Source organism: Saccharospirillum sp. HFRX-2 (assembly GCF_043196805.1).
GTDB lineage: Bacteria > Pseudomonadota > Gammaproteobacteria > Pseudomonadales > Natronospirillaceae > Saccharospirillum.
In genome coordinates, this window is the sequence record NZ_JBEBMU010000001.1 from 1,182,428 (window position 1) to 1,205,939 (window position 23,512).

A 23,512-nucleotide genomic window follows, 5' to 3' on the forward strand; every position below is an offset into this window, starting at 1 on the left:
GAGTCTTGGCTCAGGCGATAACTATTGAAGCTCGGACCTGGTCTAAAAAGCAGGGTGCAAACGGGCGATATAGCGGTGATAAAAGGGTGAGATTCGGGTGAGGCGGCCGCTCAGTCGTCGCTGAAGCGGTGTTTGAGTTCCGATTTTCGCTGGGTGCCGGTTTTGCGGTACACGTTCGAGGCATGGGTTTTCACGGTGTGCGCAGAGATCGACAGTTCATCGGCAATGGTCTTGTACGGCTTGGCCTGCACCAGCAAACGCAGCACCTGGAACTCGCGTTCGGTGAGGTCGAAGTGCTGTTGGACCGTACTCAAGGCAAGCCGTTCGCCCTGGCTATCGACCCGGTTTTTGTTGGCACCCAAACCATCAAGCGCTATCCACAGCGCGCAACCCATAACATAGAGATAAGCCATCGCATCCACCGGATGCACCACCAGCCAGCGCTCGGGCAGAATCAATTGCAAGACAAAGGCGGGTAACAAGAGTGCCAGACCAAACAGCGCCAGGCGACGAATGCGCTTGCCCGACGGCTGCTGCGGCGCAAAACGCCAGAATTGCACCAGCAACAGCACACCGGTCAGTACGAAACAGGCGCTGGCCAGGGCCTGCAGCGCCAGACTGTTCAGCGCTCGCGCCACCATATTGAGCACGGCCATCGCCACCAGGCTGAGCCAGATCGCGCTGCTCAGCCATACCGCAGGCTGCGCGCCGAGCAGACGCAACAGCTGCTGCGTGCCCAACAGCAGACCCATCAACGTGAGGCTCTGCAAGACAAAATGCACATAGCTGGCGGCATTGACGGTCAGGTCATCATCGAGCACGAAAGCATAGAGCCCGAGCAGATAATTGACGACCGCGCAGACCAGCACCAGCAACGCCCAGCGCAAGCGCGCATCGGGTGCAACTCGATGCCAATAGGCATAAACCAGCACAATGCCGGCGCCGGCCGAGAAAGCGAAGAACTGCAGCAGGAAATCGAAGGGTACTGGCATGGTTTGGGCTGATTAACAAGGAGAGGCGCTTTTGTAGCAGGGATTGGCGGCCGGGGCAATTTGACCGGGAAGCCTCGGGGAAATGTTCAGAGGTTCCCTAGCGTTGTGCCGACAACCAGCTTGCGGCGGACTCCTGGTCGGCAAAGAAACGCACCCTGGAATGGCCGCGGTGTTCGCGTACCAGTTCGTTGAAGCGATCGCCGTACAGGGTGGCGTCCTGCACCACGATCGCCAGCGGTAGCTGGTAGTTGACGAATTTCTGCAACAGGTCACCGGCCAGGCCCGTGTTTAGTTTAAAAAAATCCGCGGGTAACTCTGCTTCGTCAAGCAGTAGATAACCGCGTTCCATGGCATGACTGAGTAAATCAGCAACGACAGTGGCTTGATTGGTCATGGTGGATACCTTCAGGGTTGCCGGAGAATCTTCGCCATCGCCTTGCCCTTGGCAAGTTCGTCGATCAGCTTGTCGAGCCAGCGGATTTTTTGCATCAATGGATCTTCGACTTCTTCCACCCGAATGCCGCAAACCACACCTTTGATCAAGGCCGTGTTGGGATTCATGGCAGGCGCTTGGGCGAAGAAGGTGTCGAAATCGGTTTGTTGATCGATCTGCTGTTTCAAGCTGACCTGGTCATAACCGGTCAGCCAACAAATGATTTCATCGACCTCGGCCTGGGTGCGGCCTTTGCGTTCCGCTTTTTGGATGTAGAGCGGATAGACCTTGGCAACAGGCATGGTGAAGACTTTGTGCCCCGACATCTCAACTTCCTTTTATGGTCCGAAATTTAACTCAGCGAGCAGTGTAACTCTGCCTGCTGTGCAATAAATAGACTCAGGGTTTGTACAACACCGGCAGGTGAAGATTCCAGCGCAAGGCTAATAAACGCAGCCCGACAATAACCAAGATGCCGATCCAGAATGCCAGTGTCTGAGCAACGCCCAACGCCTGTAACAGCAGATAAAGAGCGATACCGGCAATGGCTGCTGTGGCGTAGATTTCGCGCCGCAACACCAGTGGTACCTTGGCGGTAATCACATCGCGAATAATGCCGCCGGTAACGCCGGTCATGGTGCCCATCAGAATCACAATCAGCGGATCGTAACCGCCTTGCTGGGCGTACTGGGCACCGGAGAGAGCGAACAGCGCCAGACCGAAGGCATCGGCCACCAAAAAGGCCGGGCCGGGAACCTCTTTAAAGCGCAGATAGACCAACGTCAGCACCGCCGCTGTGATAATAACGACCAGATACCAACTGTCGGTGACCCAGAAAATTGGATGCCGATTCAGCAGCAGATCGCGCAGCGTACCGCCACCAATGGCGGTGATGGTGGCGATCACTATAACGCCGAGAACATCCAGATCGCGATCCCGTGCGGCCAGTACACCACTGGTGGCAAAGACGGCGACGCCGGCTAAATCCAGGTAGTAGAGCAGCATGGCGATTTAAAGACCCTGACCGCCGATTGGCACTGTTTCTATATGCTGATCGAAGCCGGCAATCAGTGGTCTGCCGCGCGCGATTGCATCTTGAACAGCGGGCAGTGACAACGATGCCTTATGGCTATCCGGGCTATCCCAGACCTCTGTTACCCAGATTGCATCCGTATCGGTCGGGTCCTGAGCAACCACGTAGCTCAAGCAGCCAGGCATACCGGACACGCCGCGCACAAGAATGTCGACCAGAGCGTCCCTTTGCCCCGCCACGGCTCTGATTTTGCCAATCAATCCGTACATGGATGTTCTCCTGTCTGCTGTTTGTTCTTAGCCTGTATACAGCCGATTGCGATAACAGCCAATTCATTAACACTGGCCTTGCCCGCCAAGGATCAATTAGCGGACAACACCGAAAACAATTCAATCAACGGTTGTTTGATTTGTTCAACACTGCGCTGATTAAGGCTGTGATCATCCGCCAGTATCAGATGATTCACTGGATAGGCAAAGTCGTGAATTTCCAAACGCTCAACCAATTCCCGGGCCATGGCTGTTGACGGCCAGATGTGGTCCTGACTCGCTGATATTAACAACAATGGCCCGCCGATTCGCTCTACCGGCAGTTGCGCTCGATCGGCTGGTGCGGTGCTCAACGCCTGTTGCGCCCGAATCAGAATGGGTTGCTCAGAGCGCCTGGCAAAACTCAGGCTGTTTACGGGTTGCGCATCCACTGTCCAGGCCGCAGGGCCGGTCTGGCCATGCCAGGCCACCGATGAAGGAACAATAGCCGCGACCGCCCGGATTCGCTGATCATAAGCACCAGCCAGTAAAGCCAGTTCGCTACCGCGCGACACACCCAAAACACCAAAGCCCCCACGCTGATCCACCTCAGGATGCTGTTCCAGGAAATCCAATGCCCGACTCACTGTTTCCACCGGCACCTCATCCAAAGTGGCAGGTAAACCCGGAGCCTTAAAGTAAGCTAAGGCCAGCACGACAAAACCCTGTTCTGCCAGTATTTCGGGATAGACGGTATTCAACTGCCCACCTGAACCACCCAGTACCACTATCGCAGGCGATGGTTGCAGACTTGCAGGTTGAAACAAAAGGCCAGTGAATTGTGAGGTTTGGATGGTTGTAATCTGATTCTCGACAGCGGTTTCTTCCGCTACCGACTGGCCGACCCAGGTGGACAGAATGAAAAAACTGAGCAATGTATAGATCTGAGGCTTTGGGTTGTTCATGACTTGTTGAAATTCAGCGGTGTTTGTTTGGCTTTTTATTTTACTGCGATCAATTAAGTTCTTTGGTTGTGATATCCATTGTGGGCTTTGCTTGAAGAGATCACCAGATACGATCTTAACTCTTGAAAGAGTATGTCTATGATTATTCCTTTATCATCCGACTAGAATTGAAGCCGCGACGATGGGTTTGCTGTTTGCTTCCGTAGAAAAAAATATGGATATGTTTCCCTTGGGATACTGTGCTTCTCAAGTATCCATAGGAACATTGTCCCAATCTTCAGCAACGCCGTATGCCCAGTCAATCGCCTTTCTGCGTTCGGTTATCACGCTTTCGTTTAGTAAGGATTCTTGACCGCTGAGCCGGCAGTTTCTGACGTACCAGTGCATCCGATAAAGTAGATCGGATTGTTCCTGAATGGCGTCGATGGATCGTCGCTCAGCGTGCTGAATAAAAGGCTCTGGCGATGTTTTAAAGGGTATTTTCTGTGCTAAGTCACTATCGCAGGGTTTGAAGTGATCGAACCCAACAACCCCGATGCACCATGCCAGTGCCTGAGCACATTCGACTTGCCACGCCATGTTGATTCTTTGTTGTTCAGTTAAGCTCTCTTGACTCAAAAGCTGCTGTTCTTTAGGGCTGACAAAGTCCATCAGATTATAGGCTTGCAGATCATCAAGCAGATCATTGTGCTTTGCTCCAAATCCCATACCGATGACATAAGTCAGTGCACAGAGTCGGCTAGCAATCTGTGTTGCCGTCTTGGGGTTTACGTCATCAAGGCTTTCTATTTTTGGCAGGTGAGAAGGAACCTGGATACCCAATGAAGTGAGGTAGGTTTCCGATTTTATTTTTAGATCATTGGTGTCCATTAAAGTTACTCTACAGCTGTTGGTGGCAGTTTCTATTTACGGTTGTGTGACTTTCAGAACCACTCCATTTGGCGCAATTTCCCCAAGGCAAACTCGCCTCGCTCAGAGACGGCTGTCGACTTGTCGGCTGCAAATTGACTGGCTAGTGGTATGGCTTTAGCACCGATCTTCGTCAAATTTTTAATCAGCACTCCCGCAGCGACTCTCCTGACGACGGACGAGGTATCTGTTGATGATTGCTCCAGTAACTCCCAGTAGTCCGAGCTCACCTGAAATGTTCGCTCACCAATAACGGTCACCGGTTCTCTCTTGCCCGAAGTGCGGTCGACCACCTGCCATTCTCTCTTTTCTACCCAGGTGATACGTCCTTCAAGCAAGCTTCGGTAGGCCTTCGCTCTTATCGCCGGTTGTACAGCCTGCTGAGCCATGTCTTCAAGGCTCTGGTCCAGCATTGACGTTCGGCCGAGCTGTGAAAAAAGGCTAGGCATCGGGCCGGCAGCTGTTGTCATCAGCTTCCTTATTAGTGCACCGGCCAGAGGTTCTTGACTGACCGTATTGAGCAAAACCTGACGCTCTAACTCTGTAATTCTGCCCCATGTTCTCCAGTGTATTAAGACCTGACAGATTGCCTCGGTGACACATTCAATATTGGAGTGTGCAATGATGAGCGGCACTTGCATTCTGGCGGCGTCTCGAATTTGAGGAACGCCGTCGTTGAACATACGAATGGCCAGCGTTAACAAGAGAGCGTTAGGTGCAGGGCCAGTGAGTGCGCGTAAGGTTTGTTCGCGTCGATAACCATCGCGACAGAGCAACTCCAGCCAAGTTGGGCGGTTAGCCGTGTAGCTGGCCGCTCTGTCGAGGTTAGACGGTGGCGTCCAGATGAAATTGTTAAACCGGGCCCGCATGCTTTTGATCCAGTAGCCGAAGCTGGCTGAGGGCAGGTTGCTTGTCGCTTCAATAACCGCTTGCTCGGCGTTGCTTAACCTACGATTGGTGTTTACCGCAATCGCCAAGTCTTCTACGGCGCTTAATAGGTTTTTTTTCATGGCTTTAAGGTGGCTAGGCTTGGTCAATCATCAACTTTGAGTTGTATCTTTGCACCATCCGGCAGATTTTCTATTTGCTGCGCTATATCACCCGACAGTCCAACAAGCTGGTGGAGGGGCAGTTTTTGGATATTGGATGCGGCGTAAGCACCACCCAAAGGCCCTGGTATCACCAGGTAATATTTTTCATCTTCATTTAATGGCCCCAGCTTATGGTGTGCCTGATCGACCAAAGTCTGCATAAACCAGTCGTGTACGAATTCATGGTCGGTCGTTAGCTTATCCAGTTCTTCCCGGTTATCCGCAATAACGCTGCAGTAGAGGTCCTCCGGGCAAAGCCGCCAATATTTCCCAGCGGTGTCTTTGATGATCAGATTGCCGAACTCGTTTTGACTAACGACCTTATCGGGATCGATACCAATCCAGCCCCAGGCTTCTTTGATGGTTTGTATTAAGCTCATTTGCAATCGACCTTAGTTATTGCGCACTACTGAGTAAACGAGACACCCATCGAAAGAGGCCCGAGATAAAGCCCTTTTTGATCTTTCTGGACTACTACCTTGTATTGCTAATGGCTATCAAAGGATGGCTTCCTATAGCTACTAAGTTGGGTGTTCTCGCAAGCTAGTTTTCTTTTTCTTTGGGATATAAAACGTACTTGCTGGCAATAAAAATCAACGCTATGCCGGCTGCTAAAAATAGAGTTTTATCAAAATACGCCTGCACTGGCTCAATTTTTTCTGACAAAACAAACGACAGCAAACCAGTACTACCAGAAACCACAAATAACCCGCCCCATGTATACGTCAGCCCCTTAATTGGCCCTTTGCTTCCTAGCAGACAGTAGAAAATGGCCAATTTTAATAAGATTCCCAGTGAGACCAGTACCTTCGTGAAAAGGGGTACATTTACTTGCGCGCTGTAAATAACCCATACACTGTAGGCGTCAACAAGTAAAACCAGTATCAATACACACCACAAAACCACCCGGGCTATATTTGATGAAAATTTAAACTCCAATGTTCGTAACTCCTTTTGAGAACTAACGCCGCCAACAGCGGCCGACCGAAGGGAGGTCCAAGCCCAGCTTGCTAGGCTGTTGCTGCTTGGCCTTGTTATGCATTTACGAATACCACATTATGACAATTTGATTTTCGCGATGCGCATTATTGTAGAATTGCTTTAGCTTGTTGAAGTTTGCAACAATATAATTTTCAAATATATCGTCACCTTCTTCGCGCCAATGGCTAGGAAAAACATCTTCTGAATCCATTTTCTCGAAATCGGGCTTTCTTTCAAGGCGAGTGCATTCATTGAATGATGCAGCTATACTTGCAAGCTCTTCACTTTTGAATATGCATGATTCTCCATAGCCGAAATCAATTCTTGGCTCTTTGTTTGATCCACGACCTTCAATACCAACCAATATTACTTCAGGTTGAAATTCATCTAATTTTTGTTGTTCCTGCTTCAAAAACCTGAAGCTTTCCTCTTCTGGATCTTTTTTAAAGATACGTTTAAGTAAAGTAGGTTTCTTTGTCTTTCCCTGATTCCTTTCACTCATAATGGAGTGCATTACTAACTGGTTGTATGCGTGCTCCGCACGCTTGCGTTCAGACAGTATCCAGCTCAACGGATCCCACGAGCGATCAATGTCGATAAACTCGGCACTTTCAGAAAAAAGTTTTTCCTGATCTAAGGCGAACTTTTCGAAATCAGCCTCTTTTATTCTTGCGTAGTTTGCGATGATGCTCATTCTTGATCCTTAGGATGCATAACAACTTATTAATCGTCTCCTGCGCCTCTTATCCCGGCGCGAACCTTATTTCAATACACAACCAAACTATACCCTGTCCAGTAACCCCTCATTTTGCAGCGAATTGAGGGCGTTGCTGTGGCTGATATCAATTACTGGAAAACAGTCTTAGCCGACAAGTATCTCCGCTATCAGTGTCACTGAAGACACATATCAGGGTTTATCCACTGGATATGCATCGTACTAAAGGTGCTTATTGGCCCAACAACGCTACCGCTCGGCCGGTTACAGGGCTCGCCAAGGGTTTAGGTTTAGGAATACCGCTTTGTATGATGAGGTTCAAGAAAAGGGGGGCGTTTGTGTCCGTTTTCAGTAGGAGAAGCCGTTGGCGGTCTACTGTTTGACGGTGCGCCCGCCGTCTACCGCCAACACCTGCCCGGTAATATAGGGCGCTGTTGCCAAAAACAGGGCGGCTTCGGCTAGGTCTTTGGGTTGGCCCATTTTGGCCAGCGGAATCTGGGCGGTGAGGTGTTTTTCGTAGTCCGAACCCTGGTTTTCCGGCAACAAGATAGCGCCGGGTGCGACGGCATTGGCGCGGATGTTGGGCGCAAGATCGAGTGCTATGGATTTTGTCGCGCTGATTAAACCGGCTTTGGCGGCAGCGTAGGCGGGGTGGTCGGCTAGAGGGCGCAGGGCGTGGATGTCGACCATATTGATGACGGCGCCTTTGGCTTTTGTCAGTTCGGGCGCTAGCGCTTGGGTGAGCAGAATGGGTAGGCGCAGGTTGGAGTGCAATAACCGATCGAGGTCGGCTTCTTCTATTTCACCGAACGCGGTCGGGAAGAAGGCGGAGGCGTTGTTGATTAAGACGTCGAGGCGACCGAAAGCGGCGCTGGCCAGTTGAGCGAATTCGTTAATGATGTCGGCGTTGTTGAGTGTGGATTGTATTGCCTGAGCGCTGTTGTCTCTTTGTTGGTTTAAATCGGCAACCAAGGTTTCGGCATCGTTCTGGCTGCTGCGGTAGTGGACCACAACACGAAAGCCGGCTTGGTGAAAGGTGTGTGCCATTTGCGCGCCGACGCGCTTTGCAGCGCCGGTAATAACGACGACAGGAGCCGGGTCAGTTGCTTTTAGCGTGAGCATCAGTTCCATGTTTTCTGTACGTCCTTGACGGCGTTTATTCGAGCGCGGTGAATGGCTTCGCCGAGTTGGGCGCCTTCATAACCCTGAGCCATCAGGTCGGCAGGTTTAACGCTTTGACAGGCTTCCAGGCAGGCTCGAAATTGGTTGGCTTCTGGATACGGCTGTCGTTCAAAACCGGATCGTCCACGCGCATCGGCTTCGCAGGCGAGTAGGAAATGTTCGAAGGTTTCCGGCTGACGAAAGGCGGCGAAGGCCTCCAAGGTTTTCACAATGGTGGCGGCTTTGAGTTCGCCGATTTTATGGCAGTGGGTGTGGTAGCGTGCGGTCAGCTCGGCCAGGCGTGCGGGCTTCTTCGGCCATTTGCGTTCGGCGGCGACTTTGGCAATTGCCTGGGCGCCGCTTTCTTCATGACCGCGATGCGATGGCCAGTATTTCGGGTCGGTCAGGCCTTTGCCGAAATCGTGGCATAAGACGGCTAGGCGAACGTCGAGGCTGTCGCTTAATTGCACCGCCATTTGCAGTGCTTTTAAGGTGTGAATACCGGTGTCGATTTCCGGGTGCCAGCGCATGGTTTGTGGCACGCCAAAGAGCGCATCGAGTTCCGGCAGTATCACTTTTAACGCACCGCAGGCGCGCAGTTCGCGGAAAAAATATTCCGGGCTGGGTTCGAGCAAGGCGCGGCTCATTTCCTGCCAGACGCGTTCGTGTACCAGATACTGCAATTCGCCATCATCCACCATGGCGCGCATCAGTTCCTGGGTCTCTGCGGCCACTTCGAAACCCAGGCCGGCAAAGCGGGCGGCGAAGCGGGCAACGCGCAAGACTCGTAATGGGTCTTCACGAAAGGCGGGTGAGATATGGCGCAGTTGTTTGTTTTCGATATCGGCTAAGCCGCCATAAGGATCGACCAGTTCGCCAGCGTCGCTTTTGGCGATGGCGTTGATGGTGAGGTCGCGGCGCAGCAGGTCGTCTTCGAGGCTGACGCTGGGGTCGAATTGCACTTCAAAGCCGGTGTAGCCGTGGCCGGATTTGCGCTCGGTGCGCGCCAGGGCGTATTCCTCTTTGGTGTGCGGATGCAGGAACACCGGGAAGTCGGCGCCGACGCGTTGATAACCTTCGGCTTCGAGTTCTTCCGGGCGCGCGCCCACGACCACCCAGTCGCGGTCTTTTACCGCCAGTCCCAGGAGTTCATCGCGCACTGCGCCGCCGACCAAGTAAGTTTGCATCGTTCATCAGCTGTTTGAGTGTGTGGGCATTGTACTGCTGAAGGGATATGGCTGACAGGTTGGTAGACGCTTAACGCACGCTGCGTTTCCCGTTAAGCGGCACATAGATTGGGGTTTCAGCCGAAACCCCGTCTTAACCGGGTTACCAATTCATCGAAAACTGGCCGGCGATGCCGGCGTCGCGGAATGCTTTGTGTGGGTCGAAGGTGGGGACCATCCAGGCGGTGAGATCCAGGCCGATGCCGAAGGGCGTGAAACCCAAACCGGTGCTGATGGTGTGCAGGTCCTTGATGGCCAGGTTATTGCGGTAGCCGGCGCGTACTTTGGCCCAGTTGAAGGCATCGTATTCGGCGCCGATGCCGAATTGTTGGCTGGGTGAGCCATAACCCAGGGGTTTGTTTTCGGTGAGATCAAGGTCCATCGCCAGGGTGCTGAAACGGGTTTCGTGGGCCACGCCGATTCTGGCTTTGGGCGACAGGGTTAATTCCCGGCCGGCGGTGCTTTTGAAGGTTTGCGGGACGATGTCTTTGACTGCCAGGCCAGCGCGCATCTGGCCGCCGATAATGGTGGACCAGGTTTTGGCCACGCCCACATCAACATTACCGGTGGTAACGAATTTGACGTTCTGCATAAAGTCGCTGCTTGTCACGCCATTGTTTTCGTTAAAGCCGAAGTTGTCTTCGAATATCTGAATCAGCTGCAGTTTTGGGGTGATGCCGACTGACATATCCTGCTTTAAAAAGGTGATGTCGCGCGCGACAGACAAGCCCAGTTCTACCATGTTGGCGCCAAGAACGGTGATGGTGGAATCATCCCCCAAACCTTCGAGCGTCGAGTTTTGTAATTCGCCATCAACGAAGAGACCGTCTTCGCTGGTGTAGTTGGCGAGGTTGGTGTTGCCGATGGGCGGGCGATCCTCGTTGGTAAAGCTGCCTTCGCCATCACAGATGACCGCGGTCTGATCTTCGTTGGTGACTTCGGCGTAGAGCGACGCCTGCGCCAATATCAAGTTGTTGAACGCTGCCTGGTAAGCGGCATTGCCCGAGGTGCAGGGTTCTACTGTGGTGTCGAAGGTGTTGAAGGTGGCCAGAGCCGCGGAGAAGTTGGCGTTCAGTTGGGTGACTTGTTGAGACTCGTTGGCAAAACCATTGGTGGCCGCGACGATACTGCTGATTTTATCCAGATCCCCCTGATCGATTTTCGTCAACATGCCCAGGTTGATATTGGAATTAAGATGCAGCGCCGCGCTGGTTTTTTCCCGAGGCAGTGAAATGGCGGTGCCGATGGAGCCGAGGAAAGCCAGCGGTTTTTGGTTGAGTGTCGAGAAGCTCTCGCTGGATTTTTTAACGGCGGCGTCCAGGTCGTTCATCTCGGCTGTAATGATGGTGACTTTCTCACTTAAGGCGGCGTTGGCGGCGCTGAATTTTTCGAGTTCTTCCTGGTCTCCGCCGTCTTTGAAATCAGCTGAATCCCGAACGTTTCTGACCGCTTCGGCCAGGGAGACCGTGTTGGCATTACCGCCAACCTGGGTGGTAATGACGGCGATATCGACTTTCTTGAATTCACTGACGACAGAGGCGGCTTCTTCAAAACCTTTGCCGTCGTCGATGGCCAATACCATGCTGGGTAACTGCAGGCCGAAGTCGATTTTTTCGCCGAAATTGGTCAGTAAGGCCGGGTTGAACTGGCTGGCGGCGAATGAGGTTGCTGATGCTACGCCGGTACCGCCCATGGCATTCGAGCGGGTGTCGTTCCCGGTAAAAGGCGCGGCCGATGCCGCTGTGGTTATTAAGGTCACCAGTGTTACTAAAACGCGTTCCATCGTTTCGATTCCCTGTGGTGTCAATGACCCTCGGTTGGGTCGTGGCGCTTCCGTTGCGGTGTTAAAGAATGTAACCGGAGTTTAGGGGCGAAGGTGAGACCTGAACAGATGCCTTATTGACGACTGGGTCTCAGAACGGAGTTGATGTTGTGGGCCGGGGTGAGGTGGTTGGATGTTTGGATTGTGGCCCAGGGGAGATCCCGGATAAGGCTGCTGCGCAACCTTTCCGGGATGAAAGGAGCGGTGGGTGTCCACTGCTCCGGGTATTGCAGAAGCTTTGGCTTACCAGTTCATGGAGAACTGGGTGGCAAGACCTGCGTCCTGAACGATTTCTTCCCATTCCGTTGCAGGGCTGAGCCAGGCGGTGATGTCCAGGCCGACACCGAAGGGCGTAAAGCCGAGGCCGGTGGTGATGACGTGGCTGTCTTCGACGCTCAGGTTATTGCGGTAACCGGCGCGGACTTTCATCCAGTTGAAGGCATCGAATTCACCGCCCACACCGATGTAGCGCGTGGTCACGCCATAACCCAGGGGTTCGTTTTCGGTCAGGTCCAAGTCCAGCGCCAGGGTGCTGAAGCGGGTTTCATGCGCCACGCCAATGCGCGCCTTGGGGCCCATTTCCAGCTCGCGGCCGGACGCACTTTCGAAGGTCTGCGGAATCAGGTCTTTCACCACCAGGCCGGCACGCACCTGGCCTTTGGCGACGTTGTACCAGTTTTTGGCGATACCGATATCGAGGTTGCCGGTGAAGGCCGTGGTGGTGTTTTGACTGAACGTGCTGGAGTCTACCGAGCCGGCTTCGTCGAAGGCGATGGTGTCTTCGAAAATTTGCAGCGACTGGAGTTTTGGGGTGACACCGACGGAGAAAGTTTGGCCCAGGTAGGTGAATTCACGAGCGGCGGAGATGCCCAATTCTACGATGTTGGCACCGAGGATGGTGACTGAGGAATCGTCTCCTAGACCTTCGGTGGCTGAAGCCTGGAGTTCGCCGTTTACGTAAACACCGTTGCCATCGGTATAAGTTACCAGCGTGGTTCCACCCGTAGGACCTTCACTTACGGCGCCAGCGCAATTCGTGGTGTTGACTGTAGTATTTGTCGATTCTGCTTCTAGTTTTGCTTGTGCAACAACCATGTTGTTGAAAGCTGTTTCATACTCTGCAGATCCACCTCCACATGGGTTTAGTGACGTATCGAACTGGTTAAAAGCCGTAACAGCATTAGAAAGATTAGTAGACAGTTGAGACAGCTCTGCTGCTTCATCGGTGTAACCACTAGTGGCTGTAACAATTGTTGATATTTGATCAAGGTCAGACTGAGCAATATTTGCCCTCATGCCAAGATTTGCACTTGTATTTAGATGAAGTGCTAGACCCAATCCAGAGCGAGGAATTGCTATCGCCGTTCCAATTGAGCCAAGGATTGCTAAAGGTCTGTCTTCTAGAGTGGATAGACTTTCGTTGGTATCGGTAATTGCTATATCCAGTTTGTCCATTTCTGTCTGGATATTAGTGATCTTTGTATTAAGTGTTGCGTTAGCCGAATTGAGTGTTTCGACTTCACCTGGATCTACGCCGTCATTCAGAGCAGCTGCAGCAGCCGTTACATTATCGGCGGCCGTAGCCAGGTCAACTCCACCAGTTCCGCCATTAATTTCTGCTTCAATAGCAGCAGAATCCGTATCCTCAAACGCATCAGTAACATTCGCCGCCTTAATAAACCCATACCCATCATCAATCGCAAAGCGGATGCTCGGCAGTTGCAAACCAAAATCCACATCATCGTCATAGGCTGACAACAGCGCTGGGTTGAACTGGCTGGCGGCGAAGGAGTCGGCGGAGGCGACACCGGTATTGCCCATGGCGTTGGAGCGGGTGTCGTTGCCGGTAAAAGGCGTTGCAGAGGCGGTGCCGGCCGTCAGTATGGCCAGTGCAAGCAGACTTCGTTGCATAGTGATGATCTTCCTGTGATTTCTGGTTGGGCGGCCAAATACCGCTGGCGGTTTGCTTTAAAAATAGTGGATGTGAACCACTTTGCAAAGCGAGCTTGAAGCAAATAGCGAAGAAGTGGTTTTTTGTGGCTGTTTTGTCGAAATTAATAACATTTATCGTCAAATTATTGGCGCGCGTCGTATCGTATTTGGTGGTGACTTTAAAATCGTCAAGCCGCTGACAACTGGATGGCTCGGCGTTTGACCGGGCCTCCGATCTCCTGCTCCCGAAATGCCCCTAATGTAATTTCTGCGCTGGCCGATAGCTGGAAACAACAGCGTCAGGCCACGTGCCGATATGAAAATGGAGCGCCCTATGCAAGCGAATACCCTGCGCCAGGTGATCAGCCTGGCGGCCCTGTCCCTGCTGCTCACTGGTTGCGGAATGTTCGGCGGCGATGAGCCGAGCCAGGAAGAACAGGTGGCCGCCATTGTTTCCGAAGTGCGCCAGATCAATGAAAAACTGCCTCCGATGGAGCCAATGGTATTACGGGCTTCCGGTTACGGCGCCATCAACCCGAACTCGGCCGGTCTGACTGAAGTTCAGCAGCGTCTGATTGCGCGTCGCGCTTCCAAGCTCGATGCCTACCGGACCATGGCGGAACGGGTGTACGGCACGCAGATCATCGGTACTTCTACCGTGGAAGACATGGTGGTGCAGAGCGATCGCTACCGTGCCTTTGTTGATACCCAAATCATGGGTGCGCGGGTGATTTATCAGGAAATGCTGTCTGACGGCAGCTACGAAACCATGGTCGAGATGGTGATCGACGAAGGTTTCCGCAACTGTCTGGCCAACCGTGCCAACGGTCGTCAGAACACCAGTTGTGCCGCTGACATGATTCACGACATCGATGCCATTACGCGCAGTCAGCTGACGCGCCAGGGCGTGGAGTCGAATGAATCCGGTCTCTATTTCATTGAATAACAGCATCGAATAACGGCATCGCCTAACGGCATCGAGTCAGCGGCGGAGGAGAGCATCATGTTGCGCACAAAACAGAGTCTGAAGATGGCACTGCGTTGGTTTGTCGCCACGGTGGTTTTCCCGCTGGCGGCGATCAGCCTGGCGCAAGCAGAACCGATGCCGTCCAACGATGGTCTGGTACTGGTTGACGCCGTTGGCGAAGCGGAAATTCAGTTTGGCGATACCGACAGCGCCCGCATTCGTGCCCTGCGTCAGGCGATCGAAAGTGCCTCGGTGCAGGTCAGTGCTCAGGTGCATTCCACCCAGGTGATGGAAAACGGAAACCTGACGGTCGATTACCTGCGCGTGAACAGCGCCGCCCGGGTGACCGATATTCACATCATGAGTGAAGGCCGCCAGGGCAATATGTACCAGGTGTCCATTACTGCTCGGGTGTCGTCAAACGAAGTCTGCGCCAATGTGATGGCCAACCACTATCGCAAAACCGTGGCGGTAACCGGCTTCCAGATGGACCATCCGGAACAGTCCACCATGGGGCACCTGGGTTCGGTCGATCGGGAACTGGCGGCTTACTTTGTGAATGGTTTTGGTGGCATGGCCGGCATTCGTGCGCTGAACGCCAACACCATGACCTTGTACCCGAACAGCGATGCGGCGCCGACACAATTGTCGCCGCGCATGACGCTGACCAGTGCGGTCGATGCTGCGAAAAATCTCGGTGCTCAGTTTGTAATTTCCGGCGCCATTCGTGAGTTGGCGATGGAAGATCCGCACGCCGATCAGCCGAAAATCTGGGATGGCATGTTGTCGCGCGTGGGTATCGATCGTCCCGAACGCACCCGTCATTTTGTGTTCGACATCTTCGTGCACGATGGCTATTCCGGCGCCCTGGTTTTCCAGAGCCGTTACAGCACTTACGGTGAATGGAACGAGCCACGCAATGCGCGTGTCGGCTTCGCCACCGGTCGTTTCTTCAGCACCGATTACGGCCATGAAGTAAAACTGTTGCTCGACCAGGCGGTGGAAGACATTCAGAAAACCATTCAGTGCCAGCCGTTTATGGCGGCGATCAGCCAGGTTAATGGTCAGCGTATCTTTGTCGATACCGGTGCCAGCAGCGGCTTGCGTCCGGGCGATTTCCTGAGTGTGTATCGCACCAGCCAGCACTTCGACCGCCAGGGCGATACCTTCTGGCAACTGAGCGACACCCGCCTGGTGGCGGAAGTCAAACAGGTCCAGCCGCACTTCGCCATTGCCGAACTGGCGATTGGCAGCGAACGTTTGAACTTGCAGATGGATGATGTGGTGATGGCCTGGTAATTCCCCTGTCAGGCCAAATAGACTCTCTCGACAGGCGCCTTAAGGCGCCTTTTTTTATGTTTTAGGATAGGTGCTCTGTGACTGGATAGGCGTTGGTTGAGGTGTCGTGGTGCAACCACTCAGCTTGACATGGTAATGCAATCGCATTACCTTGCTGGTATCGACAGACGCCGGAGCGAATCATGGGCACCTCCTTGGAAGTTGAATCCACACTGACCGACCGCTTTCAGACCACAGTGCCGTCCTCGGTGAGAGAAGCGCTCAAGCTGAAAAAGCGAGACAAGATCCACTACAAACTCCTCCCCGATGGTCGGGTTGTGCTGACCAAGGCGGTCGAAGAAGCCAACGACCCTGTATTGGGTCAGTTCTTGCACTTCCTCGCTCAGGACATGGCGGCCCACCCCGAACGGATTCAAGCGGTCAATACTGGCTTGGTAGAGCGTATCCAGGTGTTGGTGGGTGATGTTAACGTCGATCTCGATGAACCGCTGTCGGACGATGATGAATGACCATCGAAGATGGTCCAGCCTCAAGTGGTTCGGCCATAGTCATTAATGGCTGGACCATTTATGCCCACCCCCTGTTCCTTGATCAGGTTGAAGAGCTGACTAAGCAGGTGACTTTGCTTAAGGCAAAACACCCGACCGACTATCAGAGCAAAAATGTCACTAAACGCCTGGCGGCTATATACCAGCTTGCTTTGAATATCATTCCGCAGGACCCGGGAAGGTCAGAGTACCGCCAAGGCAATACTCTGGGTGACGACTACAAGCATTGGTTCCGGGCTAAATTCTTTCAACAGTACCGGCTATTTTTTCGCTATCACGCGCAAAGCAAAATCATTGTATTCGCCTGGGTTAATAACGAAAAAACCAAGAGGGCTTATGACAGCAAGTCTGATGCCTATCGAGTTTTTAACCGGATGTTGAACAAAGGGCACCCTCCAGATGATTGGGATCAACTCATCCAAGAAGCCAAGAAAGTGACATCGAGAACGGCCCGACTGACTCAAGGTCCGATATAGTCTGTCGTGGTTTTTATGGTTGAGTTACTGAAAATCTAGATTAAAGACTACATCGCAAAACTACACCGAAAAAACAATCCCCGCTGTATCGCAATGCAAGCGCTCGCCGGTATCGAGATTCATCAGGGTTAAATAATTATTCCAGACGTAACCGGTATCGAGAGCGACAAAGTCGTCGTTGCCGGTGCGACCCATCAGCGCGGCCCAGTGACCGAACAGGATGGTGTGGTTGCGTTTGACCGGCCAGTCGAACCAGGGCCTCATGCCGGTGGGGAAGTCGTCGATGCCTTCTTTGTGTTTGAATTCCAGGCGGCCGTCGGGGCCACAAAAGCGCATGCGGGTGAAGGCGTTGGTGAGGTAGCGGTAACGCGCCATGCCGGTTAGGTCGTCGCTCCAGACGTCGGGCTTGTCGCCGTACATCTCACTGAGAAAGCCGAGAAAACGCGGCCGGTCGGCGAACAGACTTTCCAGTTCTTTGGCGTGCAGTTGGGCTTCGTTGTCGCTCCAGATCGGTGGGATGCCGGCGTGTGTCATCAGCAGACGGCGTTCGGCGTCGTGCAGTAATACCGGCCGGGTGCGCAACCATTCCATCAACTCGAAGCAGTCTTCGGCGTTCAGAATACGGTCGAGGTCGGGGTTGCTTTTCATCGGTTGCTGGCTGAGTGCCAGCGCTAATAAATGCAGGTCGTGATTGCCGAGGACGGTTTCGGCGGCAGCGCCCAGTGAACGCACGAAGCGTAAGCAGCCGAGTGAATCGTCACCGCGATTAACCAGATCGCCGGTCAGCCAGAGTTTGTCGACGCTGGTGTCGAAGCCGACGGTTTCCAGTAACAATTCGAGTGGTCTGCGGCAACCCTGGAGGTCGCCGACGGCGTAGAGCGTCATGCTTTCTCCTGACGATGGATGGCGTTGGCCAGGTTCACAAAGTCGGCAATGGCGAGGTTTTCGGCGCGCTCGCCGGGGTTTAATCCCAGCGCTTCAATGCCGGCGGCATCGATCAGCGGTTTTAAATTATTACGCAGCGTTTTGCGGCGTTGGCTGAAAGCGGTGCGCACCACTGTGCCGAGCAGTTCAACGTTATCGGCCGGGGTTTGCGGTTCGGCACGTGGCGTTAAGCGGACGATGGCGGAGTCGACTTTCGGCGCCGGCTGGAACGAGCCGGGCGGTACGGTGAACAGGTACCGCGCTTCGCAGTGGTACTGCATCATGATGCCGAGACGGCCGTAAGCGTTGTCGCCCGGTGCCGCACAGAGTCGTTCGACCACTTCCTTTTGCAGCATAAAATGCATGTCGTGAATCTGGCTCGACCAGTTGAGCAGATGAAACATTAACGGCGTGGAAATGTTGTACGGCAGGTTGCCGACCAGGCGCAGTTTTTCATCGCCGTTGATCAGTTGACCGTAGTCGAAACGCAGCGCATCGGCTTCGTGAATGCGTAGATTTTTGGCATCAAAAAACTGGGCGCGCAGGATAGGAATTAAATCGCGATCGAGTTCGATAACGTCGAGTTCGCCGTCGGTTCCGGCGAGCAACGGCTCGGTTAAGGCGCCGCGCCCCGGGCCGATTTCCACCAGTCGCTGCCCCGGTTTGGGCGCGATGCTGGCGATGATACGATCGATGATGCGGCTGTCGTGCAGAAAGTTCTGGCCGAATCGTTTACGCGCTTTATGCATTCAACTGTCCATTTGCGGGGTCGTGTAACTGACCATTGTTGTGCCGGTGCTGCGCCATGGTGGCAGCGGTTTGCAGGGCGACGGCGAGTGAGCCGTCTGATGCTTTGCCGGTGCCGGCAAGATCGAGCGCGGTGCCGTGATCGACCGAGGTGCGCACAAAAGGCAGCCCCAACGTAATGTTCACCGCCGCGCCGAAGCCTTTGAATTTCAGCACTGGCAAACCCTGGTCGTGATACATGGCGAGTACGGCGTCGGCGTCGTCCAGATAGTGCGGTTGGAACAGCGTATCGGCCGGCAGCGGGCCGTCGAAATGCCAGCCACGTGCGCGCAGTTTAGCCAGCGCTGGTTCGATGATATCGCTTTCTTCGTGACCCAGGTGGCCGCCTTCGCCGGCGTGTGGATTCAAACCGCAGACCAGCACCTTGGGTTCGGCGCAACCGAAGTCGCGCTGCAGTGATTGCTGCAACACCGTGGCGACACTGTCGATGCGCTCGGCGGTGATGGCAGCGGGCACTTGTGACAGCGGTAAGTGAGTGGTCACCAGAGCCACGCGCAGGCCTTCGGTGGCGAGCATCATCACGACCTGCTTCACACCACTGTGGCTTTGCAGATATTCGGTGTGGCCGGTGAAGGCGATGCCGGCGTCGTTGATGATGCCTTTGTGCACCGGGCCGGTAACCAGCGCGACTTTGCCGGCCATGGCCAGTTCGATGGCAACGTCGAGTGTTTGCAACACGTAACCGGCGTTGCGGGCGTCGAGTTGGCCGGCTTCGCAGGGCGCGTTCAGCTTAACCGGCAAGACGGGCAAGATGCCGGCTTGCGGTGCTTTCAGTGCGTCGAGGCTGGCGAGTGTTTCGATGCGTACGTCCAGGTTCAACAGCCGTGCGCGTTCGGTCATCAAAGCCGGATCGGCGATGGCAAACCAGGGTTGGCGGTGCTCCAGCAGCGCTTGTTTCAGGACCAGATCCGGGCCGATGCCCGCTGGTTCACCGGGAGTGACCGCCAGCGGCAGACTCACAATTTGACCTCGACAAAGCTCTGGGCGCGCAACTCCACCAGCCAGCGTTGCAGCGCTTCTTCGAACTTGCGCTGCGCCAGCGATTCGCGCACCTGTTGGCGCAACACATCCAGACCGACATCGGTGGTGCGCTGATCTTCAACGCGCAGAATGTGGTAACCGAAGTTCGATTCAAACACCTCACTGACCTGATCAATCGGTGTGGTGCGAACCTGGTTGGCGAAGGCCGGGACAAATTCTTCGGCCTGACGCCAGCCCAGCGCGCCGCCTTTGCCTTTGCTGCCCAGGTCGTCGGTGAACTGGTCGGCCAGGCTGGCCATGTTGTCGCCGTCGATGATGCGTTTGCGCAGGTCTTCAAGCAGTGCCTGAGCCTGGGTTGCATTGAGCAGGGCGTTCGGCTGTACCAGGATATGCCGTACCTGATATTGCTCGACCTGGACCGCCTGTCGATCGGTTTTGTTGATCAGCTGGGCCAGATGCAAAGCGCCGCCGTTTTCAATCAGTACCGCTTCGTTGAGGTCGAGCACCGGGACTACGGTGCGGAAAATACTCGGCAATTCGCTGATCGGGCGCAGTCCCAGGTTGCGGGTGTTGTCGTCGATGCTCAGTTGGTCGCCGGCTTGCAGTTGTTGCAACTGCGCCTGGGCTTGGTCGCGTTGCTCCAGGCTGTAACGGCGGTAGAGCAATTCGAATTTCACGTCCTGAATAGACTGGCCGGCCAGGGTGTCGAGATAGCGGCTGACTTCCCCTTCGGTGACGTTGACTTCGCGGCCGACGTAGCGCCGACGTACCTGGTTCAGCGTCAGTTCGCGGCGCACATCACGACGCAGGTCCTGATAGCTGTCGCCGCTCGATTCCACCGCGGCAATGAAGCTGTCTAGCGTCATATCGCGTTGTTGCGCCAGGGTGTTGATGGCGTCGTTGACCTGGCTGTCGGTAATGTTCAGGTTCATGTTGCCGGCCAGTTGCAGTTGCAGCCGTTCCAGAATCAGCGAATCCAGTACCTGGCGCTGCAGTTGATCGCCCGGCGGTAATACCTGGGGGCTGTTCTGGTAGCGCTGACGAATTTCGGCGGTGCGCTCTGCCAGCTCGTTGGCGGTGACGATGTCTTCGTTGGCCACGGCCACAACGCGATCGAGCAACTCGGCGGCGTCGGCACGCCAGGCCAGCATCAGCGACAGGGCTGTGGTGAGGGTTAAGAGGGTCAATCTGTGCACGATGTGGCTCCTGGAATCAGTGCGGTGCGATGGACGGCAGGCTTGCATCACCTGCCGTCATGAGGGCCGCGGTGCAGCCCTTCAACGATAATTATGAATACGTCCGTGATAACCCGGTACTTTGTCGGCCAGCAGCGATTCGATGGAACCGGTGCTGCCGCCTAGACCTTTCAGCGTGAATTCGAATCTTACACCGCGCTCGGGACGCGATGAAAACAGACTGTCGGAATTGTCGTCTTCGTCATCATCTTCGTCCGGCTGGTTGCTGAAGCCGACGACACGGACGTTCCAGCAACAGCTGTCGTAGTCGATGCCGACCACCAGGTCGGTGTTTTCGTAGTCGCCATAGGGTTCGTCGTCGGCCACGGGTCGCGCCCAGTTAAGGTGGCCAACCAGGGCGATATTGGCGCGCAACGGCCAATAGCCCGACATGCCAAAACCCTGAGCATCGTCTTCGCGGGTGATGCCCAAACGCAGGAAACGGCGGCCGCGTGGCAGGTAGGTTACGTCGGCGGAATAGGCTTCCAGCGTGCCGTCATCGTGCGCCCATTGGGCGGAGGCGTTGACCTGTACATCGGCCGCCGGACGCCAGCGTGAATCGAGATAAGTCGGGCTGAACTCGGGTTCGAAATCGTCGTCTTCCGGTCTCGATGCGCCGGTTTCGGTGACGCGTTCCTGCGACAGTTTCAACCCTTTGCTGAGGCCGGCAAACAAGACTTCTTCGCCAGTGCGGTTATTGCGAAAGCGTGAATCCATAGCCACGCTGAGGCGGTTCATATCGCCGATGCGATCGAGTCCGCTGAAGCGATCGTTGGTGAACAGCTTAAAGTCGTTATCGACCGCTTCGGTGTTGAGGTTGGGCAGATTGCTCTGATCGACGAACGGCGTGTAGGTGTAATGCAGACGCGGCTCGATGGAATGCACGATGATGCCCGAATCGGTGCGATAGGGTTTTTCGGCGACGATGCGGCTGTCCATGGTGAAGCGGCCGGTGACGATGGACGGATCGCGTTCAAAGTCGTCGTCGGCAAAACTGAAATCGGAATCCAGCGGATTGCTTTGCTGGTAACCCAGAAAGAACGCATCCACTTGAGGCCGCACATAACCCCACTCCACCGCCAGTGGATAACTCAAGCCGGTGCGCGCATACAGCCGGTTGGTCTCATTGGCGGCGGCGAGGTCGGAATCATCGGTGCTAGCCAGCAAGGCATCTTCCTGCTGCGGCGTTAATTGCCGGCTGAAGCGGCTGGCGGTCAGCTGACCAGACGGGCTGAGATTGCCCGGCAGGTTGAGCGGCTGATAGGTCAACGCCAGTTCTGGCAGGCGTTGCAGCGGCCAGTCGTCTTTATCGAGTGGGTCGCCGGGAATGAAATCTTCCTCTTCCGGCACCTGGAATTCGGTCAGCAAGCGGGTGCGTAAATCGCCAAAGCGGGTGCTGGCGGCAATGCTGGCGGTGTGGAAATCGGAATTGCCATCCTGCACCGGGGTGGTGAATTCGTTGTCGACCGTGAGCAGACCGGTGGGGATGCGACGGGTGAGCGTCAGGTCGAGGGTTTGGTCGTCGACGCTGTCGCCGCCGTTATTGAAGTTCTGATCGTAGCGGCGGTCGCTGACCCAGCGGGTGTCGAGATCGTAACCGGTTTTGTCGTTCAACTGGCCGGCCAGACGCTGGCGATAGGCCCAGCGACGCGGTGCGGTTTCGTTATCGGTGGTTTCCGCTTCCTGGGTGACCTGCACATCGAGGTCGGTGATGCCGCTGTGTTCTTCGGTCAGAAAACGGAATTCGTTACGTGCCAGTAAACCCAGCTCGCCGAAATAATGCAGCGTGAAGGTGTCATCGTAATTGGGCGCCAGGTTCAAATAATAAGGCACCGCCAATTCGGTGACGCCGCCTTCACCCAGACCATAGGTACCTGGCAAAAAACCGCTGCGGCGGCGTTCGTCGATAGGGAAAGATAAATAAGGCACATAGAGCACCGGAATCGATTTGATTTCAAAGCGCGCGTGCCAGGCGCGGGCGATGCCGGTTTGTTGATTCACCGTCAGCGAGGCGGCGCGAATTCCCCAGGCCGGGTCTTCGGGCATACAGCGGGTGATGGCAATGTTTTCGCCGCGAAATTGGCTCAGGGTTTGGCGGTGCAGCGTTTGTGCCGAGCCGTGCAGGTCTTCGCGATGCAGCGCGAATTCGGCTTCATTGATGGTGGCTTCGTCGGTCTCAAAATCGAGCAATGCCGATTCGCCGGCGATCAGTGCACCCAGCGAACGCAAGCGCACCTGGCCGTCCAATTCACCCTGGCCGCTGCTGCTTTCGTAGCGAATTTCGTCGGCATAGACTTCGAAGGTATTGCGCTTGGCGCTGACCTCACCGCTGAGGTGGGCTGAGTCGGTCGAGAGGTTGTCGCTTTCATCGAAGTGGAAAACCAGCGGAAATTCTTCGTCGGGTCGGTTCGGGTCGATGCTGTCGTCCAGGCGCATCGGATCGACAAAACCGCCGGGGCAATAGGGTGCAATGTCCTGGCGTTCGGCCTCGGGTAATTCAGCGTAGGGGCGCCAGTCGCGCAGTACGCCAGCATTTTCGGTCGCACTGTTTTCGGCAACACCTTTATCTGCAACAACAGGCATCGCCAGCGTCGCTGACAAAACCAGAGTCAGCGGGCGGGTCAAAAACCGAAAGGCATGTGCGTGGGCGGGCGTTGGCATAGACCCCGGTGTGAGTTCGCAGGAAAACGGGCATGATACCCAAGCGGGCAGGGCGGTGGTAGCCCGGCATTCGAAGGGTTAAGCTGAGGCTTGGTCGTTTTCGAAG

At 54.8% G+C, this 23,512-nt stretch carries 25 protein-coding genes; 5 read left to right on the top strand and 20 right to left on the bottom strand.

What is annotated here, in order from left to right:
• Positions 1-110 precede the first annotated feature (110 nt).
• The 15 genes from ABMA60_RS05505 to traF (ABMA60_RS05575) form a co-directional block, all read right to left on the bottom strand.
• Positions 111-992 carry a response regulator transcription factor gene (locus tag ABMA60_RS05505; protein WP_392799868.1) on the bottom strand — a complete coding sequence of 294 codons (882 nt, stop codon included), beginning with the start codon at positions 990-992 and terminating at the stop codon, positions 111-113.
• A 97-nt stretch (positions 993-1,089) separates the two neighbouring features.
• Entirely contained in the window at positions 1,090-1,386 is a 297-nt protein-coding gene (locus tag ABMA60_RS05510) for a DUF4180 domain-containing protein (RefSeq protein ID WP_392799872.1), read from the bottom strand.
• A gap of 11 nt (positions 1,387-1,397) precedes the next feature.
• On the bottom strand, positions 1,398-1,751 hold the full coding sequence (locus ABMA60_RS05515) for a DUF2200 domain-containing protein (RefSeq protein WP_392799875.1): 354 nt from the start codon (positions 1,749-1,751) through the stop codon (positions 1,398-1,400).
• 73 nt (positions 1,752-1,824) lie between these two features.
• Positions 1,825-2,430, bottom strand: coding sequence for a trimeric intracellular cation channel family protein (locus ABMA60_RS05520; RefSeq protein WP_392799878.1), 606 nt, complete (start codon positions 2,428-2,430; stop codon positions 1,825-1,827).
• 6 nt (positions 2,431-2,436) lie between these two features.
• A complete protein-coding gene (locus ABMA60_RS05525; protein WP_392799881.1) occupies positions 2,437-2,727 on the bottom strand; it encodes a putative quinol monooxygenase in 291 nt (96 codons plus the stop codon).
• Positions 2,728-2,819: 92 nt separating this feature from the next.
• A complete protein-coding gene (locus ABMA60_RS05530; RefSeq protein ID WP_392799884.1) occupies positions 2,820-3,467 on the bottom strand; it encodes an acyl-CoA thioester hydrolase/BAAT C-terminal domain-containing protein in 648 nt (215 codons plus the stop codon).
• A 450-nt stretch (positions 3,468-3,917) separates the two neighbouring features.
• Positions 3,918-4,541, bottom strand: a complete 624-nt coding sequence (locus ABMA60_RS05535) for a DUF4272 domain-containing protein (RefSeq protein WP_392799887.1) — start codon at positions 4,539-4,541, stop codon at positions 3,918-3,920.
• Between the two features lie 53 nt (positions 4,542-4,594).
• On the bottom strand, positions 4,595-5,617 hold the full coding sequence (locus ABMA60_RS05540) for a hypothetical protein (RefSeq protein ID WP_392799890.1): 1,023 nt from the start codon (positions 5,615-5,617) through the stop codon (positions 4,595-4,597).
• The gene (locus ABMA60_RS05545) at positions 5,614-6,051 is read right to left on the bottom strand and encodes a T6SS immunity protein Tdi1 domain-containing protein (RefSeq protein WP_392799893.1); all 438 of its coding nucleotides are present in this window, start codon (positions 6,049-6,051) and stop codon (positions 5,614-5,616) included. Before ABMA60_RS05545 ends, ABMA60_RS05540 begins: the two co-directional genes overlap by 4 nt.
• A 163-nt stretch (positions 6,052-6,214) precedes the next feature.
• A complete protein-coding gene (locus ABMA60_RS05550) occupies positions 6,215-6,610 on the bottom strand; it encodes a hypothetical protein (RefSeq protein ID WP_392799896.1) in 396 nt (131 codons plus the stop codon).
• Between the two features lie 103 nt (positions 6,611-6,713).
• Complete coding sequence (locus ABMA60_RS05555) at positions 6,714-7,346, bottom strand: DUF1877 family protein (protein WP_392799898.1); 633 nt, start codon at positions 7,344-7,346, stop codon at positions 6,714-6,716.
• A 393-nt stretch (positions 7,347-7,739) separates the two neighbouring features.
• A complete protein-coding gene (locus ABMA60_RS05560) occupies positions 7,740-8,498 on the bottom strand; it encodes a pteridine reductase (protein WP_392799901.1) in 759 nt (252 codons plus the stop codon).
• On the bottom strand, positions 8,489-9,715 hold the full coding sequence (locus ABMA60_RS05565; protein WP_392799903.1) for a multifunctional CCA addition/repair protein: 1,227 nt from the start codon (positions 9,713-9,715) through the stop codon (positions 8,489-8,491). Before ABMA60_RS05565 ends, ABMA60_RS05560 begins: the two co-directional genes overlap by 10 nt.
• 142 nt (positions 9,716-9,857) lie before the next feature.
• A complete protein-coding gene (gene traF / locus ABMA60_RS05570) occupies positions 9,858-11,537 on the bottom strand; it encodes a conjugal transfer protein TraF (protein ID WP_392799906.1) in 1,680 nt (559 codons plus the stop codon).
• Positions 11,538-11,819: 282 nt separating this feature from the next.
• On the bottom strand, positions 11,820-13,487 hold the full coding sequence (gene traF, locus ABMA60_RS05575) for a conjugal transfer protein TraF (RefSeq protein WP_392799909.1): 1,668 nt from the start codon (positions 13,485-13,487) through the stop codon (positions 11,820-11,822).
• A gap of 82 nt (positions 13,488-13,569) precedes the next feature.
• Between traF (ABMA60_RS05575) and ABMA60_RS05580 the strand changes: the two genes are divergently transcribed.
• From ABMA60_RS05580 to ABMA60_RS05600, 5 genes are all read left to right on the top strand, one after another.
• Entirely contained in the window at positions 13,570-13,731 is a 162-nt protein-coding gene (locus tag ABMA60_RS05580; RefSeq protein ID WP_392799912.1) for a hypothetical protein, read from the top strand.
• A 111-nt stretch (positions 13,732-13,842) separates the two neighbouring features.
• On the top strand, positions 13,843-14,454 hold the full coding sequence (locus ABMA60_RS05585) for an LPP20 family lipoprotein (RefSeq protein ID WP_392799915.1): 612 nt from the start codon (positions 13,843-13,845) through the stop codon (positions 14,452-14,454).
• Positions 14,455-14,511: 57 nt separating this feature from the next.
• The gene (locus tag ABMA60_RS05590; RefSeq protein ID WP_392799918.1) at positions 14,512-15,774 is read left to right on the top strand and encodes a flagellar assembly protein T N-terminal domain-containing protein; all 1,263 of its coding nucleotides are present in this window, start codon (positions 14,512-14,514) and stop codon (positions 15,772-15,774) included.
• Between the two features lie 182 nt (positions 15,775-15,956).
• Positions 15,957-16,283, top strand: coding sequence for a type II toxin-antitoxin system PrlF family antitoxin (locus ABMA60_RS05595; protein ID WP_392799921.1), 327 nt, complete (start codon positions 15,957-15,959; stop codon positions 16,281-16,283).
• Positions 16,280-16,798: a type II toxin-antitoxin system YhaV family toxin gene (locus ABMA60_RS05600; protein WP_392799924.1), complete on the top strand. Its 519-nt coding sequence runs from the start codon at positions 16,280-16,282 to the stop codon at positions 16,796-16,798. Before ABMA60_RS05595 ends, ABMA60_RS05600 begins: the two co-directional genes overlap by 4 nt.
• 60 nt (positions 16,799-16,858) lie before the next feature.
• Here ABMA60_RS05600 and ABMA60_RS05605 read toward each other — a convergent pair whose 3' ends face one another.
• From ABMA60_RS05605 to ABMA60_RS05625, 5 genes are all read right to left on the bottom strand, one after another.
• Positions 16,859-17,683 carry a symmetrical bis(5'-nucleosyl)-tetraphosphatase gene (locus ABMA60_RS05605; protein WP_392799927.1) on the bottom strand — a complete coding sequence of 275 codons (825 nt, stop codon included), beginning with the start codon at positions 17,681-17,683 and terminating at the stop codon, positions 16,859-16,861.
• A complete protein-coding gene (rsmA, locus tag ABMA60_RS05610; RefSeq protein ID WP_392799930.1) occupies positions 17,680-18,471 on the bottom strand; it encodes a 16S rRNA (adenine(1518)-N(6)/adenine(1519)-N(6))-dimethyltransferase RsmA in 792 nt (263 codons plus the stop codon). The genes ABMA60_RS05605 and rsmA overlap by 4 nt, the downstream gene beginning before the upstream one ends.
• Complete coding sequence (gene pdxA / locus ABMA60_RS05615; protein ID WP_392799933.1) at positions 18,464-19,489, bottom strand: 4-hydroxythreonine-4-phosphate dehydrogenase PdxA; 1,026 nt, start codon at positions 19,487-19,489, stop codon at positions 18,464-18,466. The genes rsmA and pdxA overlap by 8 nt, the downstream gene beginning before the upstream one ends.
• A complete protein-coding gene (locus tag ABMA60_RS05620) occupies positions 19,486-20,706 on the bottom strand; it encodes a peptidylprolyl isomerase (protein ID WP_392799936.1) in 1,221 nt (406 codons plus the stop codon). Before ABMA60_RS05620 ends, pdxA begins: the two co-directional genes overlap by 4 nt.
• Before the next feature lie 81 nt (positions 20,707-20,787).
• On the bottom strand, positions 20,788-23,328 hold the full coding sequence (locus tag ABMA60_RS05625; RefSeq protein WP_392799939.1) for an LPS-assembly protein LptD: 2,541 nt from the start codon (positions 23,326-23,328) through the stop codon (positions 20,788-20,790).
• Positions 23,329-23,512: the final 184 nt, after the last annotated feature.

Coding starts and splice junctions, on each gene's coding strand:
- ABMA60_RS05515 (WP_392799875.1), bottom strand. CDS start 1,751: ATGTCGGGGCACAAAGTCTTCACCATGCCTGTTGCCAAGGTCTATCCG.
- ABMA60_RS05535 (WP_392799887.1), bottom strand. CDS start 4,541: ATGGACACCAATGATCTAAAAATAAAATCGGAAACCTACCTCACTTCA.
- ABMA60_RS05625 (WP_392799939.1), bottom strand. CDS start 23,328: ATGCCTGTTGTTGCAGATAAAGGTGTTGCCGAAAACAGTGCGACCGAA.
- ABMA60_RS05600 (WP_392799924.1), top strand. CDS start 16,280: ATGACCATCGAAGATGGTCCAGCCTCAAGTGGTTCGGCCATAGTCATT.
- ABMA60_RS05585 (WP_392799915.1), top strand. CDS start 13,843: ATGCAAGCGAATACCCTGCGCCAGGTGATCAGCCTGGCGGCCCTGTCC.
- ABMA60_RS05510 (WP_392799872.1), bottom strand. CDS start 1,386: ATGACCAATCAAGCCACTGTCGTTGCTGATTTACTCAGTCATGCCATG.
- ABMA60_RS05545 (WP_392799893.1), bottom strand. CDS start 6,051: ATGAGCTTAATACAAACCATCAAAGAAGCCTGGGGCTGGATTGGTATC.
- traF (WP_392799909.1), bottom strand. CDS start 13,487: ATGCAACGAAGTCTGCTTGCACTGGCCATACTGACGGCCGGCACCGCC.
- ABMA60_RS05595 (WP_392799921.1), top strand. CDS start 15,957: ATGGGCACCTCCTTGGAAGTTGAATCCACACTGACCGACCGCTTTCAG.
- ABMA60_RS05590 (WP_392799918.1), top strand. CDS start 14,512: ATGTTGCGCACAAAACAGAGTCTGAAGATGGCACTGCGTTGGTTTGTC.
- rsmA (WP_392799930.1), bottom strand. CDS start 18,471: ATGCATAAAGCGCGTAAACGATTCGGCCAGAACTTTCTGCACGACAGC.
- ABMA60_RS05520 (WP_392799878.1), bottom strand. CDS start 2,430: ATGCTGCTCTACTACCTGGATTTAGCCGGCGTCGCCGTCTTTGCCACC.
- ABMA60_RS05555 (WP_392799898.1), bottom strand. CDS start 7,346: ATGAGCATCATCGCAAACTACGCAAGAATAAAAGAGGCTGATTTCGAA.
- ABMA60_RS05560 (WP_392799901.1), bottom strand. CDS start 8,498: ATGGAACTGATGCTCACGCTAAAAGCAACTGACCCGGCTCCTGTCGTC.
- ABMA60_RS05525 (WP_392799881.1), bottom strand. CDS start 2,727: ATGTACGGATTGATTGGCAAAATCAGAGCCGTGGCGGGGCAAAGGGAC.
- traF (WP_392799906.1), bottom strand. CDS start 11,537: ATGGAACGCGTTTTAGTAACACTGGTGACCTTAATAACCACAGCGGCA.
- ABMA60_RS05605 (WP_392799927.1), bottom strand. CDS start 17,683: ATGACGCTCTACGCCGTCGGCGACCTCCAGGGTTGCCGCAGACCACTC.
- ABMA60_RS05565 (WP_392799903.1), bottom strand. CDS start 9,715: ATGCAAACTTACTTGGTCGGCGGCGCAGTGCGCGATGAACTCCTGGGA.
- ABMA60_RS05505 (WP_392799868.1), bottom strand. CDS start 992: ATGCCAGTACCCTTCGATTTCCTGCTGCAGTTCTTCGCTTTCTCGGCC.